Origin of the sequence: Methyloversatilis sp. XJ19-13 (assembly GCF_024580155.1) — a bacterium.
Lineage (GTDB): Bacteria > Pseudomonadota > Gammaproteobacteria > Burkholderiales > Rhodocyclaceae > Methyloversatilis.
In genome coordinates this window covers 62993-76814 of the sequence record NZ_JANINH010000005.1, presented here as the reverse complement: position 1 = coordinate 76814, position 13822 = coordinate 62993, and the positions used below count along the sequence as shown (strand labels likewise).

The 13822-nt window shown below is 66.9% G+C and carries 13 protein-coding genes; 7 read left to right on the top strand and 6 right to left on the bottom strand.

Annotated features, from left to right (window positions below):
• Position 1 precedes the first annotated feature (1 nt).
• Together NMQ14_RS08425 and xseB are read right to left on the bottom strand one after the other, a co-directional pair.
• Positions 2-898, bottom strand: coding sequence for a polyprenyl synthetase family protein (locus tag NMQ14_RS08425; RefSeq protein WP_257095158.1), 897 nt, complete (start codon positions 896-898; stop codon positions 2-4).
• The gene (gene xseB / locus NMQ14_RS08420; RefSeq protein ID WP_257095156.1) at positions 891-1145 is read right to left on the bottom strand and encodes an exodeoxyribonuclease VII small subunit; all 255 of its coding nucleotides are present in this window, start codon (positions 1143-1145) and stop codon (positions 891-893) included. Before xseB ends, NMQ14_RS08425 begins: the two co-directional genes overlap by 8 nt.
• Positions 1146-1338: 193 nt before the next feature.
• On the opposite strand from xseB, the gene NMQ14_RS08415 reads away from it, so the two are divergent.
• The 5 genes from NMQ14_RS08415 (at position 1339) to NMQ14_RS08395 (ending at position 4865) form a co-directional block, all read left to right on the top strand.
• On the top strand, positions 1339-2442 hold the full coding sequence (locus tag NMQ14_RS08415; protein ID WP_257095154.1) for an aromatic ring-hydroxylating dioxygenase subunit alpha: 1104 nt from the start codon (positions 1339-1341) through the stop codon (positions 2440-2442).
• A gap of 89 nt (positions 2443-2531) precedes the next feature.
• Positions 2532-3404 (top strand): DMT family transporter, encoded by an 873-nt coding sequence (locus NMQ14_RS08410; protein ID WP_257095153.1) that lies wholly within the window; start codon positions 2532-2534, stop codon positions 3402-3404.
• Positions 3401-3751 (top strand): STAS/SEC14 domain-containing protein, encoded by a 351-nt coding sequence (locus NMQ14_RS08405; protein WP_069039493.1) that lies wholly within the window; start codon positions 3401-3403, stop codon positions 3749-3751. Before NMQ14_RS08410 ends, NMQ14_RS08405 begins: the two co-directional genes overlap by 4 nt.
• A 5-nt stretch (positions 3752-3756) precedes the next feature.
• Positions 3757-4590 (top strand): sulfurtransferase, encoded by an 834-nt coding sequence (locus NMQ14_RS08400; protein WP_257095151.1) that lies wholly within the window; start codon positions 3757-3759, stop codon positions 4588-4590.
• Entirely contained in the window at positions 4554-4865 is a 312-nt protein-coding gene (locus tag NMQ14_RS08395; RefSeq protein ID WP_257095149.1) for a DUF3253 domain-containing protein, read from the top strand. The genes NMQ14_RS08400 and NMQ14_RS08395 overlap by 37 nt, the downstream gene beginning before the upstream one ends.
• Here the strand turns inward: NMQ14_RS08395 and NMQ14_RS08390 are convergent.
• A complete protein-coding gene (locus NMQ14_RS08390) occupies positions 4832-5758 on the bottom strand; it encodes a LysR family transcriptional regulator (protein ID WP_257095147.1) in 927 nt (308 codons plus the stop codon). The genes NMQ14_RS08395 and NMQ14_RS08390 overlap by 34 nt on opposite strands.
• 103 nt (positions 5759-5861) lie before the next feature.
• On the opposite strand from NMQ14_RS08390, the gene NMQ14_RS08385 reads away from it, so the two are divergent.
• Both NMQ14_RS08385 and NMQ14_RS08380 read left to right on the top strand, forming a co-directional pair.
• A complete protein-coding gene (locus tag NMQ14_RS08385; RefSeq protein ID WP_257095145.1) occupies positions 5862-6866 on the top strand; it encodes a zinc-binding alcohol dehydrogenase family protein in 1005 nt (334 codons plus the stop codon).
• Positions 6867-6970: 104 nt separating this feature from the next.
• Entirely contained in the window at positions 6971-8065 is a 1095-nt protein-coding gene (locus NMQ14_RS08380) for an alkene reductase (RefSeq protein ID WP_257095144.1), read from the top strand.
• A 4-nt stretch (positions 8066-8069) separates the two neighbouring features.
• Here the strand turns inward: NMQ14_RS08380 and NMQ14_RS08375 are convergent, their stop codons facing one another.
• The 3 genes from NMQ14_RS08375 to norR all read right to left on the bottom strand — a co-directional run bounded on the left by NMQ14_RS08375 (position 8070) and on the right by norR (position 13799).
• Positions 8070-8447 carry a YbaN family protein gene (locus tag NMQ14_RS08375; RefSeq protein ID WP_257095142.1) on the bottom strand — a complete coding sequence of 126 codons (378 nt, stop codon included), beginning with the start codon at positions 8445-8447 and terminating at the stop codon, positions 8070-8072.
• A 270-nt stretch (positions 8448-8717) separates the two neighbouring features.
• Complete coding sequence (locus NMQ14_RS08370; RefSeq protein WP_257095140.1) at positions 8718-12095, bottom strand: transglutaminase family protein; 3378 nt, start codon at positions 12093-12095, stop codon at positions 8718-8720.
• Between the two features lie 177 nt (positions 12096-12272).
• Positions 12273-13799, bottom strand: coding sequence for a nitric oxide reductase transcriptional regulator NorR (norR, locus tag NMQ14_RS08365; protein WP_257095498.1), 1527 nt, complete (start codon positions 13797-13799; stop codon positions 12273-12275).
• Positions 13800-13822 lie beyond the last annotated feature (23 nt).

Here is a 13822-nt window from a genome sequence, read left to right as displayed (position 1 = left end):
TTCAGTTCTGCCGTGTCAGCACGAAATCGGCGAGTTCGCGCAGGCGTTGTGCCTTGTTGCCGAAACCGGTGAGGCTGTCGAGCGCTTCGTCGTGCAGTTCGCGGGCGCGTTCGCGCGCCCGGCCGATGCCCAGCGTGGTGACATAGGTCGGCTTGTTCGCCGCGGCGTCCTTGCCCGCAGTCTTGCCCAGCGCCGCCGTGCTCGCTTCACAGTCGAGCAGGTCATCCACCACCTGGAACAGCAGCCCGACCCGTGCCGCGTAGTGGTCCAGCTTCGCCGTGCCGGCTGCGTCCAGTTCCCCGCAGGCTGCACCCAGTTTCACCGCACAGCGTATCAGCGCACCGGTTTTGTGGATATGCATGAATTCGAGCGCTTCGACGTCGAGTTCCAGACCGACCGACGCCAGATCGATGGCCTGACCGCCGGCCATGCCGCGTGACCCGGATGCGATCGCCAGTTGCGTGATCAGTTCGACCCGCGTGGCCGGGGCGACTGAACAGTGTTCCGCAAGAAGAAGGAAAGCAAGCGACTGCAGGCTGTCGCCGACCAGCAGCGCCGTGGCGTCGTCGTACTTCACATGCACCGTCGGCTTGCCGCGGCGCAGCACGTCGTCGTCCATGCAAGGCATGTCGTCATGCACGAGGGAATAGACGTGGATGAGTTCGAGCGCACAGGCGGTGGCGTCGAGTGCTTCTGGCGCGGCGCCTGACAGGGCGCCTGCCGCGTGACAGAGCAGCGGACGCACCCGCTTGCCGCCGCCCAGCGCTGCATAGCGCATGGCTTCATGCAGTCGTGCAGGGGCTATCGTGTCCGGCGGCAGAAAGCGGTCGAGTGCGCTTTCGGTACGCTGCTGTACTGCGCTCACCCAGTCGCGGAAACCTGGTCCGACGTCAGTCATTGTCACGCGCGCCTGCATCGGCCGGAAAATCGCGCAGCAACCCGTCTTCGAGTATCTGTACCTTCTGCTCGGCGGCATTCAGCACGGATTGGCAGTGGCGCACCAGATCAACGCCTCTCTGGTAACGCTCCAGCGCGCTGTCGAGCGGCAGCTTGCCGTCTTCCATCGCACGCACGATGGATTCGAGTTCTTCGATGGCGGTCTCGAAGCTGGCGGGTTCTGACGCCGCTTCCGATTTTCGGGTCATTCTGGGTACGGGCGCTGGCTGGACCGCGAAAAATAGCTGATCCACCCCGGGCGGTCAAACCTGCATCTGGTTATACTCACCGGCTTTGTCACGCGCACCCGGCCCTCGCACATTCGTGCACAGACTTTCTTGTGCCGTGTGTTCCGCGCAGGCCGGCGCGCGGTTTTCCAACTTTGACTTCGGGGGTTGGGGAATGTCCGATCTACAGTCCATTACCCGTCTGGAACCGGCGCAATCACAGTTTCCGGTGTCCTGGTACGTCGATGCATCGCTGTTCGAACTCGAAAAGCGCGTGCTGTTCGACAACGGGCCGGGCTATGTGGGGCATGAACTGATGGTGCCCGACCCGGGTGACTATCAGACCCTGGGCTGGGCCGACGATGCACTCATGCTGGTACGCAACGCGTCCGGCGTCGAACTGCTGTCCAACGTGTGCCGCCATCGCCAGGCGCTGATGATGAAGGGGCGCGGCAACGCGTCCAACATCGTCTGCCCGGTCCATCGCTGGACCTACGACACGCGGGGCGAATTGCTGGGCGCGCCGCATTTTCCGGACACACCCTGCCTGAATCTGAAGCGCCAGCCGCTGCAGAACTGGAAGGGGTTGTTGTTTGCGGGCCAGCGCGACATCGCAGCCGATCTGGCCGGCATGCAGGTGGCGCCGGATTTCGATTTTTCCGGCTACCGGCTCGATCACGTCGAAATGCATCAGTGCAACTACAACTGGAAGACCTTCATCGAGGTCTATCTGGAGGATTATCACGTCGAGCCCTTCCACCCCGGGCTGGGCAAGTTCGTCACGTGCGATGACCTGAGCTGGGAATTTGCACGCGATTTCTCGGTGCAGAGGGTCGGCGTGAACAACCGCCTCGCGCGGCCCGGCACGCCCACCTACGAACGCTGGCACCGCGCGGTGCTCGACTACTACCAGGGCGCGCTTCCGCCGCACGGCGCGATCTGGCTGACCTACTACCCGAACATCATGGTCGAGTGGTATCCGCACGTGCTGGTGGTCAGCACGCTGTACCCGCAGGGACCGGACAGCACGCTGAACGTGGTCGAGTTCTATTACCCGGAAGACATCGTGCTGTTCGAGCGCGAGTTCATCGAAGCCGAACGCGCCGCCTATATGGAAACGGCACGCGAGGACGACGAAATCGGCGAGCGCATGGACGCGGGCCGGCGTGCGCTGATGAAGCAGGGCCGCTCGGAAACAGGGCCTTATCAGTCGCCGATGGAAGATGGCATGCAGCACTTCCACGAGTGGTACCGCCGCGAAATGGCCGACTATCTGTGACGGCCGGATGCCCGTGAGCCGTGGTCGGCGCCTCGGGCGGGACGGGGCACCCCGGTGCCCCGCTTCCTTGTGCAGCTGAGGGTCTGACGATGCAGTCGCTGTGGATGGTGCTGGCCAGCCTGCTGTTCGCGTCGATGGGCGTGTGCGTGAAGCTGGCGAGCGATGCGTTGCCGGCGTCGGAGATCGCTTTCTACCGTGGATTCATTGCGCTGCTGCTGGTGGCCGGGGTGATGCGCCTGCGCGGTGCCGACTTCGCCACGCCGCACGCCGGTGTGCACCTGAAGCGCGGCGTGTCGGGCGCGGTGTCGCTCATCCTGTACTTCGAAGCCATATCGCTGCTGCCCTTGCCGACTGCGGTCACGCTGAACTACACCTCGCCGCTTTTTATGGCCGCCTGGCTGGGCTTCACCGCTTCGGGCGAATTGTCACGCCCGCTGATGCTGGCGCTGGCCATCGGTTTCGCCGGTGTCGTACTGGTGCTGCAGCCGACGCTGGGCAGCGACCAGTGGGTCGGCGGGCTGTTCGGACTGGGGTCCGGGTTGATCGCCACCGTCGCCTACCTGAGCGTGCGCGATCTGGGGCGCCTCGGTGAACCCGAGTGGCGCATCGTGCTCTACTTCTCTGCCTGTTCGGCCGTGCTGGGCGCGCTGTGGGCACTGGCCGACGGCGGATTCCACTTCCATTCGGCACGCACCTGGGCATTGCTCGGCGGCGTCGGGGTGTTCGGCACGGCGGCTCAGCTGTGCATGACCGCCGCCTACAAGGGGGGGCGCACGCTGGTGTCGGCCAGTCTGGCCTACACGACGGTCGCCTTTTCGACGCTTTACGGCATCCTGCTGTGGCAGGAGGTCCCGACTGCAGTAGTCTGGCTGGGCATGCTGCTCATCGTTGCCAGCGGCCTGCTTGCGCTGCTCAGGCCGCCGCCGGTGAAGTCCTGGTTCAAAAAAGGAGATTTCAAATGATCGCAACCGAGTCCGAAGGCAATCTGGTGACGGTGTCCGCCTTCGGCGAGTTCACGCTGGCGGATTACCGCGAGTTCGAAGACCTGGTGAATTACCGCATCAAGTTCGAAGGCGTGGTCAATCTGCTGATCGACCTGCGCCAGATGACCGATTTCACGCTCGACATGGCGCTCGAGGAACTGCGCTTCGCCCGCGCCCACAGCCACGATTTCGGCCGTATCGCGGTGATCGCAGGCAGTCCGTGGATGGTCTGGACGGCCTGGCTGTCGCAGGTGTTCGTCGATGCCGACGTGACCGTGTTCGACGACGAGGCCAGCGCGCGCGCCTGGCTCGCCGAGACGGTGTGAGCGCAATGGGCCCGCTGATCAGCGCCGATGCACTTGCCGGTCGCCTCGGCGACGACGCCCTGGTCGTGATCGACTGCCGGCATGACCTGGCAAGACCTGACGCCGGCGAGGCCGCCTGGGCCGGGAGCCATATTCCCGGGGCGCTGTTCATGCACCTCGATCGCGACCTTTCGTCGTTGAAAACCGGCAGCAACGGCCGTCACCCGCTGCCGTCGCCGGCCGCCTTCACCGCGCTGCTCGGCCGCTGCGGCATCACGCCCCGGCACTCGGTGGTCGCCTACGACGACGCGGGCGGGATGTTCGCCGCCCGTCTGTGGTGGATGCTGCGCTGGGTCCGCCATGCCGACGCCGCGGTGCTCGACGGCGGCCTTGCCGCCTGGAGGGCTGCGGGCGGGGCACTCGATCAGACCGTGCGCAGCCGTCCGGCCACGCTCTATCCGGAGGGCGCGGTCGACACCACGGTGGATTCCGATGCACTGCTGGCCAATCTCGACGGCGGCGCGCTGCTGGTGGTCGATGCGCGTGCGCCGGACCGTTTCCGGGGCGAAAACGAAACGCTGGATCCGGTCGGCGGCCACATTCCGGGCGCGGTCAATCGTTTCTTCAAGCTAAACCTGACCGACGATGGCCGCTTCAAGCCGGCGGATGTGCTGCGCGCCGAGTGGTGCGCCATCGCGAAAGCACGCGATCCGGCGACGCTCGTCGTGCAGTGCGGCAGTGGCGTCACGGCCTGCCACAACCTGCTGGCGCTCGAACTGGCCGGCCTGTCCGGTGCGCGCCTGTACCCGGGTTCGTGGAGCGAATGGTGCAGCGATCCGTCGCGGCCGGTGGCGCGCTGAACAGCGTCACAGACGATGCGGAGATCGTGCGCGAACTGTTCGCGCAGGTTGCCCTGCGGGGCGCCGGGCGTTCGATCTGCCCGTCTGAAGTCGCGCGGGCGCTGGCCGCTGACTGGCGGGCGCTGATGCCGCGCGTGCGCGAGGTGGCACGCCGGCTGGCGCACGAGGGCCGGGTCGTCATCACGCAAGGCGGTGAAAAGCGCGAAGCCGACGGCGACTGGCGCGGCCCGATCCGTATCGCTCAGGCACCCGGGCCTTGTTCCGGCTCCACCTGAGCGAACTGTTCACCGAGGAAGTCCAGCAGCCGGCGCACCCGCAGCGGCATGTGGCGGCCGGCTGGCAACATCGCATGCAGCGGAAAATCTTCGCCGCGCCAGTCGGTCAGCAGTTCGACCAGCCGGCCGCTCGTCAGATCGTCGATGACGTCCAGCCGCGCCTTGGTTGCGATGCCCAGCCCTTCGATCACCCACTGCCGCACCAGGGCGCCATCGTATGCCATCCGGTTGCCGCGCACCGTGATCGTCGTTTCGACGCCGGCGCGTTCGAAGCGCCATGCCAGATGCGGCCGGCCGCTGCGGTACAGGGCAAGGCAATTGTGCTGCACCAGTTCCGACGGATGAGCGGGGGCGCCGTGCCGCGCGATGTAATCCGGCGAGGCCACGACGACCCGTCGCGTGACATGCAGCCGGCGCGCCACCATGGATGAGTCCGGCAACTCGCCGTAGCGCACCGCCAGATCGACCCGCTCCCGCACCAGGTCCTGCACGGTGTCGGACACGTACAGCGTCAGCCGCACATCCGGGTGCTGTGCAATGAAGCGGTCCAGCATGGCGGACAGCGCACCGCGACCGAGATCGGACGGCGCCGCGAGGTGGATGTCGCCCGTCAGGGTCTCGCGCCCGGCACCGAGCAGCGCGCGCGCGTCGTCGAGATCGCCGAGTGCGCGCCGTGCGTGGTCGCGCAGCAGTTCGCCCTCGGCCGTCAGCCGCATCGAACGGGTCGACCGCTCGATCAGGCGTACGCCGAAGACCGCCTCCAGCCGCTTCAGCGCGGCGCTGGCGGCAGCCGGCGTCAGATCGAACTGGCGCGCGGCGGTGCTCAGCGAACCGGCGTCGGCGATGCGGATGAACAGCTCCAGTTGGGAAAGGGTCAGGTCGCGCAGTTTCATTTTCAAAAATCGTTTGAAGATGAATTGGGGGTTTGCCGGATTATCAATCTATTCTGCAGGCGTTAGCATGGCGGCCACTTCACCAGTCGTCCGGGTCAATGCCATGAAAGCCGTCGCCTTCCGCGAAAACCTGCCGGTGGATCGCGCAGATTGTCTGGTCGATATCGAACTGACGCCGCCCGAGGCGCACGGGCATGATGTGCTCGTGCGGGTCGAAGCGGTGTCGGTCAATCCGGTGGATACCAAGGTGCGCCGCAACAGCCCGCCGCCGGAGGGTCAGTGGCGCGTACCCGGCTGGGACGCTGCCGGCGTGGTCGAAGCCGTCGGCGCCCAGGTCACCCGCTTCAGGCCGGGTGACCGCGTGTGGTACGCCGGCGACCTGACGCGGCAGGGCAGCAATGCGCAATTCCAGGCTGTGGATGCACGTCTGGTCGGTCGCATGCCGGTCTCGCTCGGATTCGCCCAGGCGGCAGCGCTGCCGCTGACCGCCATCACGGCCTGGGAGCTGCTGTTCGACCGGCTGCAGGTGCGCGACGCCGAAGGCCGGCTGCTGGTGGTGGGTGCGGCCGGCGGCGTCGGCTCCATCCTGCTGCAGCTGGCGCGCGAATTGACGCGGCTGACGCTGATCGCCACCGCGTCGCGACCGGAAACCGAAGCCTGGGTGCGCGAACTGGGTGCGCATCACGTGGTCGATCACCGGCAGCCGCTGGCGCAGGCGCTGCGCGCGGCGGGCGTCGAATCGGTGACGCACGTCGCCAGTCTGACCCAGACCGATCTGCACTACGCGCAGCTGGTCGAGGCACTGGCGCCGCAGGGCCGGCTGGCGCTGATCGACGATCCGGCCGGTCCGCTCGATGTGCTCGCCTTGAAGCGCAAGAGCCTGTCGCTGCACTGGGAACTGATGTTCACGCGCTCGCTCTACCAGACCGCCGACATGGCCGAGCAGGGTACGCTGCTCGACGCCGTCGCCGACCTGGTCGATGCGGGACGCCTGCGCAGCACGCTGGGCGAGCATTTCGGCGCCATCAATGCAGCCAATCTGCGCCGTGCGCACGCGCTGCTGGAAAGCGGCCGGGCGCGCGGCAAGATCGTGCTGGAAGGATTCTGATTCCATACCGCGGATGAATGCCGCAAGACCCGATCACGCTTGATCGCTTCGGGTCGGACCGGTGTGCATCCGCGGCGAGGCCGTTTCAATTAGGGGAGTACTACATGACCACACTTTTCGACCCGCTCAAGCTGGGCGACATCGCACTGAACAACCGCATCGTCATGGCGCCGCTGACGCGCAACCGCGCGCTGCCCGGTCAGGTGCCGGGACCGCTGACCGTCGAGTACTACACGCAGCGCGCGAGCGCCGGCCTGATCATCGCCGAGGCGACGCAGGTCAATCCGATGGGGCAGGGCTATCTCGACACGCCGGGCATTCACTCCGCCGAACAGGTCGCCGGCTGGCGCAAGGTGACCGATGCGGTGCACGCCGCAGGCGGTCGCATCATCCTGCAGCTGTGGCACGTCGGCCGCATTTCGCACACGTCGCTGCTGCCCGGCGGCGCTTCTCCGGTGTCGTCCACGTCGCGCCGTCCCGATGCGCAGTGCTTCACGCGTGACGGGTTCGTCGATGTGTCCGCACCGCGGGCGCTGCGCGACGACGAACTGCCCGGTCTGATCGACGACTATCGCCGCGCCGCGCGCAATGCGATCGACGCCGGTTTCGACGGCGTGGAAGTGCATTCGGCCAACAGCTATCTGCTGGAGCAGTTCCTGCGCGACAGCGTGAATGACCGCAGCGGCCCGTATGGCGGCCCGATCGAGAATCGCGCCCGGCTGCTGCTGGAGATCATTCAGGCAGTGGTTGCAGAAGTCGGCGCCGGTCGCACCGGCGTGCGCCTTTCGCCCGCCACGACCTTCTGCGATACGCCGCTCGACAGCAACCCGCAGGCGCTGCACAGCCATGTGCTGGACCGGCTGTCGGCGCTGGGCATCGCCTTCGTGCACATGATCGAGGGTGAAACCGGCGGCGAACGCGCACCGGCCAGCGTCAAGCCGCCGATCGACTACGCGGCGCTGCGCGCACGGTTCAACGGTGGCTGGATCGCGAATAATGGCTACGACCGGCAGATGGCGATGGATGCCGTCGCATCGGGTGGCATCGACGCGGTGGCGTTCGGCCGGCCCTTCATTTCGAATCCGGATCTGGTGCGCCGCCTGCGCGACAACGCGCCGTACAACGACCTGCGCGCCGAACTGATGTACGGCGGGGGTGCAGCGGGCTATACCGACTACCCGGCGCTGGACGCTGCCTGATCGCTCAGGGAAGGTCTTGCGGCAGGGGGCGCACCGCCGGTTCGGGGCGCGTCCACATCCAGCCGGCGACCACCATCAACATCACATATACGCTGCCGCGCACCCACCCCGGCACGGGGCTGAACCACAGCGTGGTGGCGCTGAACAGCATCATCGCGCTGGCCAGCCACTTGGCGCGCCGCGGAATGGCGCCCTGTTCGCGCCAGTTCGTGATGTAGGGGCCATAGGTCGGGTGCGCCAGCAATCTGGCTTCAAGTTCCGGCCAGCCCCGGCTGGCCGCCCAGGCCGCCAGCAGCAGGAAAGGCACGGTCGGCAGCACCGGCAGCACCGCACCGATCACGCCCAGCACTACCGAAACCGCGGCCAGCAGCCGCCACAGCAATTGTCGGGTCCAGTGGATCAACGCGGATGGAGCAAGGGCGAAAGCTGCATTGTGCCGCACCCCGCAGCGCGTTGGCCGGTCGATGAACGCAAGCGGCCCCTCAGTTGGGTTCCCTGAGGCGCGCGCTCTCATGGGAGCGGCCCTGTGGGAGCGGCGGCCTCGCCGCGATGGATGCCGCGATGATCGTTGATCAACGCGCCGATCGCGGCGAGGCCGCCGCTCCCACAGTGACTGCGTAAATCCCGGCAGGAACGGCGCGGGGAGCCGATCTTACCGTCGCAGATCGAGGGTGAACGGGAAGTTTGGATTGCGGTCCTCGGGTGGGGCGGACAGGTGGCCCGGGGTATGTCCCATGGCGAAGAAGCGCGCCAGACGGCGCCCTTCCGCCTCGTACGAATTGACCGGGAAGCTTTCGTGGTTGCGCCCGCCGGCGTGCGCGACGTGGTACTGGCAGCCACCCATCGAACGCTTCATCCAGTCGTCCACCAGATCGAACACAAGCGGCGCGTGTGGCGGGATGGTCGGATGCAGGCAGGTGGCCGGTTGCCAGGCGCGATAGCGCACACCGGCAACGTATTCGCCGACACGACCGGTCGGCGACAGCGGCACGCGCCGGCCATTGACCGCCAGCACATGGCGGTCGTCGACCAGGCCCTGTACCTTGACCTGCAGGCGCTCGACCGATGAATCGACGTAGCGCACCGTGCCGCCGGCCCCGCCTTCCTCACCCAGCACATGCCACGGTTCGAGTGCGCTGCGCAGTTCCACCAGCACGTTGCGGGCAGAGAACTGGCCCATTCGCGGAAAGCGGAATTCGAAGTGCGGCGCGAACCACTCCAGTTCCATCGGGTAGCCGAAGGCACGCAGGTCATCGACCACGTCGCCCATGTCCTCCCACACGAAGTGCGGCAGCATGAAGCGGTCGTGCAGTTCGGTACCCCAGCGCTTGAGCTTGGGCGGCGCGTAGGGCTGCTGCCAGAAGCGGGCGATCAGCGCACGCAGCAGCAGTTGCTGTGTCAGGCTCATGCGCGCATGGGGCGGCATTTCGAAGCCGCGCATTTCCAGCAGGCCGAGCCGGCCGGTCGCGCCATCGGGCGAATACAGCTTGTCGATGCAGAACTCTGCGCGGTGCGTGTTGCCGGTGGCATCGACCAGCAGATTGCGCAGGATGCGGTCGATCAGCCAGGGCGGCGTGTAGCCCGTGTCGCGCGAACGGCGCTCGATTTCGGCGAACGCGATTTCCATCTCGTACACCGAATCGTTGCGCGCCTCGTCCATGCGCGGCGCCTGGCTGGTCGGACCGATGAACAGGCCGGAAAACAGATACGACAGCGCCGGATGGTTGTGCCAGTAACTGATCATGCTGCGCAGCAGATCGGGCCGTCGCAGGAAGGGCGAATCGGCCACCGTGGCGCCGCCCAGCACGAAGTGATTGCCGCCGCCGGTACCGCTGTGGCGGCCGTCGATCATGAACTTCTCGGTACCGAGGCGGGTTTCATGCGCGGCCTCGTACAGGAAGGTGGTGCCGGCGACCATGTCGTCCCATGAGTGGTAGGGCTGGATGTTCACTTCCAGCACGCCCGGGTCGGGCGTGATGCGCAGCACTTCGACGCGTGCATCGCGCGGCGGCTCGTAGCCTTCGAGCACCACCGGGTGGCCGCAGGCGGCCGCGGTCAGTTCGACCGCAGTGACCAGTTCGAGATAATCGTCCAGCGTCGGCAGCGGCGGCATGAACAGGTACATCACGCCGTGGCGCACCTGCGCGCACAGCGCGGTGCGGGTGATCCAGCCGGCGGATTCGAGTGCTTCCGGTTTGCGGTCGGGGGCCGGCACGCGGGTCGCCGCCGCACCGGCGGGGGCGAAGTCGATCCCGGTGCTGTCGTCGTCCTCCGGCTGCTGCAGGCGCACGGCGATGTCGCGCTGCGGCCGCAGCGGCACCTGCCGCTGCACCGGGTCGGGCGCATGCACCCACGGATATTCGGCGGCCGACACCCAGGGTTGGGAATCGAGCGGCAGCCGGTAGCCCATCGGCGAATCACCCGGAATCAGGAAGCAGCGTTCGTCGCGCAGGAACCACGGACCGCTCTGCCAGGCGTTGCCGGCCGGTGTGCGCGCCAGCGGCAGGATGTGGCCGACCTCGCTGTCCAGCCCGTCATGGAACAGCCGGCGCATGCGTTCGCGCTCCAGCGGATCTTCGAGCCGTGAATCAAACGGATCGACGTTCGCCGGCAGCTTGCGTTCGCGCCACAGGTAATACCAGACGTCCTCGAAGGCCGGAAACACGTATTTGCCGTCCACTTCAAGGCGCTTCGACAGCGCCTTAAGGAAGGTCGCGCAATGTTCCGCGTTGAGCGCGTAATCGATGGCTTCGTCGGCGATCAGCCCGGGATCGGTCCACATCGGCTCGCCGTCGCGCCGCCAGAAGCAGGACAGCGACCAGCGTGGCAGCTGTTCGCCCGGATACCACTTGCCCTGGCCGTAATGCAGCAGCCCGCCCGGCGCATAGCGTGCCTTCAGCTTCGCCAGCAATTCGGCGCCGAGCAGGCGCTTGACCGGCTTGTCCGGCGGCGAATCGGCGGTGGTGTTCCACTCCGGGCCATCGCGGTCATCCACCGACACGAAGGTCGGTTCGCCGCCCATGGTCAGCCGCACATCGTGCTGCGCCAGATCGATGTCGATGCGATGCCCCAGCGTTTCGATGCGCGACCAGGCGTCGTCGGTGTAGGGCTTGGTCACGCGCGGCGCTTCCCACACGCGCTCGACCTTCATGTGGTGCTCGAATTCGGTTTCGCACTTTTCGGTCAGTCCGCTGATCGGCGCCGCCGACGACGGGTCGGGCGAGCAGGCGAGCGGAATGTGGCCCTCGCCGGCGAACAGGCCGGACGTCGCATCGAGTCCCACCCAGCCGGCGCCCGGCAGATACACCTCGCACCAGGCGTGCAGGTCGGTGAAATCCTTCTCCGGGCCGCTCGGGCCGTCGAGCGACTTCACGTCGGCGGTGAGCTGTATCAGATAGCCGGACACGAAACGCGCCGCCAGCCCCAGATGGCGCAGCACCTGCACCAGCAGCCAGGTCGTGTCGCGGCACGAGCCGCTGCCCTTCTGCAAGGTTTCCTCCGGCGACTGCACGCCCGGCTCCATGCGGATCAGGTAGCGGATGTCGCCCTGCATCTGCTGGATCAACGCAACCAGATAATCGACGCTGGCCTTGCCGTTGCTGCCGAACAGGGTGCGTGCGTCATCGACCCAGCGGGTGAATTTCGGCGCGTTGTCGCGGGTCAGCGGCAAGGTGACCAGATACGGAAACAGCTCGCGCGTCTGCTCTTCGTTGTAGCCGAAGGGGATTTTCTCGGCCGCCGGTTCGAGGAAGAAGTCGAACGGATTGATGACCGACATTTCGGCGATCAGATCGACCTCGATGCGCAACTCGCGTGTGCGCTCCGGAAACACCAGCCGCGCCAGATAATTCGACTGCGGGTCCTGCTGCCAATTGACGAAGTGCTCGGCCGGCGTGACGCGCAGCGAATACGACAGGATGGGCGTACGGGTGTGCGGCGCCGGGCGCAGTCGCACCACCTGCGGGCTCAGCAGCACCGGACGGTCGTAGCGGTAGTGGGTGACGTGATTCAGTGCGACGTGGATGGACACGGAATACTCCGGTTGCGGGCAGTGAAGGAGGTTGATGCACTCAAGCAATTAGCGTGCTCGAGACAAGTCATTGATTTTAATTGGCTTCTGTTTCAGCTTGTCGGTGGCTCTTGCCCGCTGCGGGGCGTACGCACCGCAGCGGTGCATGACGTGTCCGCAGGCCGCCGGCGTCGCCTGTCATTTGAGTCCGAGGCGGCGCGCCAGCTTGTGCAGATTGCTCGGGTCGACATCCAGCCGTCGCGCCGCGTCGGCCCAGTTGCCGGCACAGGCATCGAGCGCGGCGCGGATCAGCCGGCGCTGCGTGGCATCGATCGCTTCGCGCATGGATGGCAGTATGGCGCCGGACGTCGTGTCGCAGGTCTCCGGCGTTGCAGCCGGGGTGGTCACACCATCCAGATCGAGCAGGTCGGCCGGCAGCGACACGATGTCGGTGCGCGCGGCGCCACGGCTCACCGCCTTCAGCGCGGCACGGCTGATCACATGCTCGAGTTCGCGCACATTGCCCGGCCAGGGGTAGCGGCACAGGGCATCTTCCGCTTCCGGCGACAGGCGCAGGCTGCGCAGGCCCAGTCGGGCACGGTTCAGTTCGAGAAAGCGGCCGGCCAGCAGCAGCACGTCGCTGCCGCGCTCGCGCAACGGCGGTATCGGCACCGGATACACCGACAGCCGGTGGTACAGGTCGGCCCGGAAGGCGCCGTCGCGCACGCTGTCGCGCAGCGTGCGGTTGGTGGCGGCGATCACGCGTACATCGACGCGTCGCGGCTGGTCGGCGCCGAGGCGCTGGATTTCGCCGTTCTGCAGTGCGCGCAGCAGCTTGGCCTGCACGGTCAGCGGCAGCTCGCCGACCTCGTCGAGAAACAGCGTGCCGCCATCCGCCGCTTCGAAGCGGCCGGGGCGGTCGGTGGTGGCGCCGGAAAACGCGCCTTTCACATGACCGAACAGCTCGCTTTCGGCCAGCGATTCGGGCAGCGCGGCGCAATTGACATGGACCAGCGGCTGCGCGGCGCGGCGCGAATGGCGGTGCAGGTGGCGCGCGAACAACTCTTTGCCCACGCCGGTTTCGCCGAGCAGCAGCACCGACAGTTCCGAATCGGCCACCACCTGCATTTCGTGCAGCAGGCGCTGGATTACCTCGCTGTGGCCGACGATTTCGGCTTCGTCCGCGCTGGCGCCCTGTGCGTCGGCCCGCTCGCCGCCACGCGACAGGCGCAGTGCGTGCAGGTCCTGTTCGAGCCGGGTCACGCGCACCGCGGCTTCGACCAGCAGGGTGAGGCGGCGCAGGTCGTCGCGCGCCGCCTCGGTGAAGGTGCCGGTCTGCAGCGCGTCGAATGTCAGCGCGCCCCAGGTCTTGCCCTCTACGTGCAGGCTGGTTCCCATGCAATCGTGCACCGGCAGCGGTTCGCCGACCCGGGTGTCGAGCAGGCCGTCATAGGGGTCGGGCAGCGTGCTGTCGTGGTCGAAAGCGGTGATGTCGCGTCGCGACAGGATGGTTGCGAGCCGCGGATGCTGGCCGACGACGAAGCGCCGCCCCAGCGTTTCTCGCACCAGACCGTCGACCGCCAGCGGGCGCAGGCTGTCCTCTTCCAGCTTCAGCAGCGCGACGGCGCCGCAGCCGAAGTGGGTGCGCAGGCTGGAGACCAGGCGCTGCAGGCGCACGGCGGGCGGCAGATCCGACACCAGGTCGGCAAGCAGCAGCGATTCCATCATGGTGAAAATGACCCCATATG

Bases quoted from the DNA above. Each gene is read 5' to 3' on its own strand.
- NMQ14_RS08395 (WP_257095149.1), top strand. From the start codon at position 4,554: ATGGTGCAGCGATCCGTCGCGGCCGGTGGCGCGCTGAACAGCGTCACA.
- NMQ14_RS08400 (WP_257095151.1), top strand. From the start codon at position 3,757: ATGGGCCCGCTGATCAGCGCCGATGCACTTGCCGGTCGCCTCGGCGAC.
- NMQ14_RS08405 (WP_069039493.1), top strand. From the start codon at position 3,401: ATGATCGCAACCGAGTCCGAAGGCAATCTGGTGACGGTGTCCGCCTTC.
- NMQ14_RS08380 (WP_257095144.1), top strand. From the start codon at position 6,971: ATGACCACACTTTTCGACCCGCTCAAGCTGGGCGACATCGCACTGAAC.
- xseB (WP_257095156.1), bottom strand. From the start codon at position 1,145: ATGACCCGAAAATCGGAAGCGGCGTCAGAACCCGCCAGCTTCGAGACC.
- NMQ14_RS08425 (WP_257095158.1), bottom strand. From the start codon at position 898: ATGACTGACGTCGGACCAGGTTTCCGCGACTGGGTGAGCGCAGTACAG.
- NMQ14_RS08390 (WP_257095147.1), bottom strand. From the start codon at position 5,758: ATGAAACTGCGCGACCTGACCCTTTCCCAACTGGAGCTGTTCATCCGC.
- norR (WP_257095498.1), bottom strand. From the start codon at position 13,799: ATGGAATCGCTGCTGCTTGCCGACCTGGTGTCGGATCTGCCGCCCGCC.
- NMQ14_RS08410 (WP_257095153.1), top strand. From the start codon at position 2,532: ATGCAGTCGCTGTGGATGGTGCTGGCCAGCCTGCTGTTCGCGTCGATG.
- NMQ14_RS08415 (WP_257095154.1), top strand. From the start codon at position 1,339: ATGTCCGATCTACAGTCCATTACCCGTCTGGAACCGGCGCAATCACAG.
- NMQ14_RS08385 (WP_257095145.1), top strand. From the start codon at position 5,862: ATGAAAGCCGTCGCCTTCCGCGAAAACCTGCCGGTGGATCGCGCAGAT.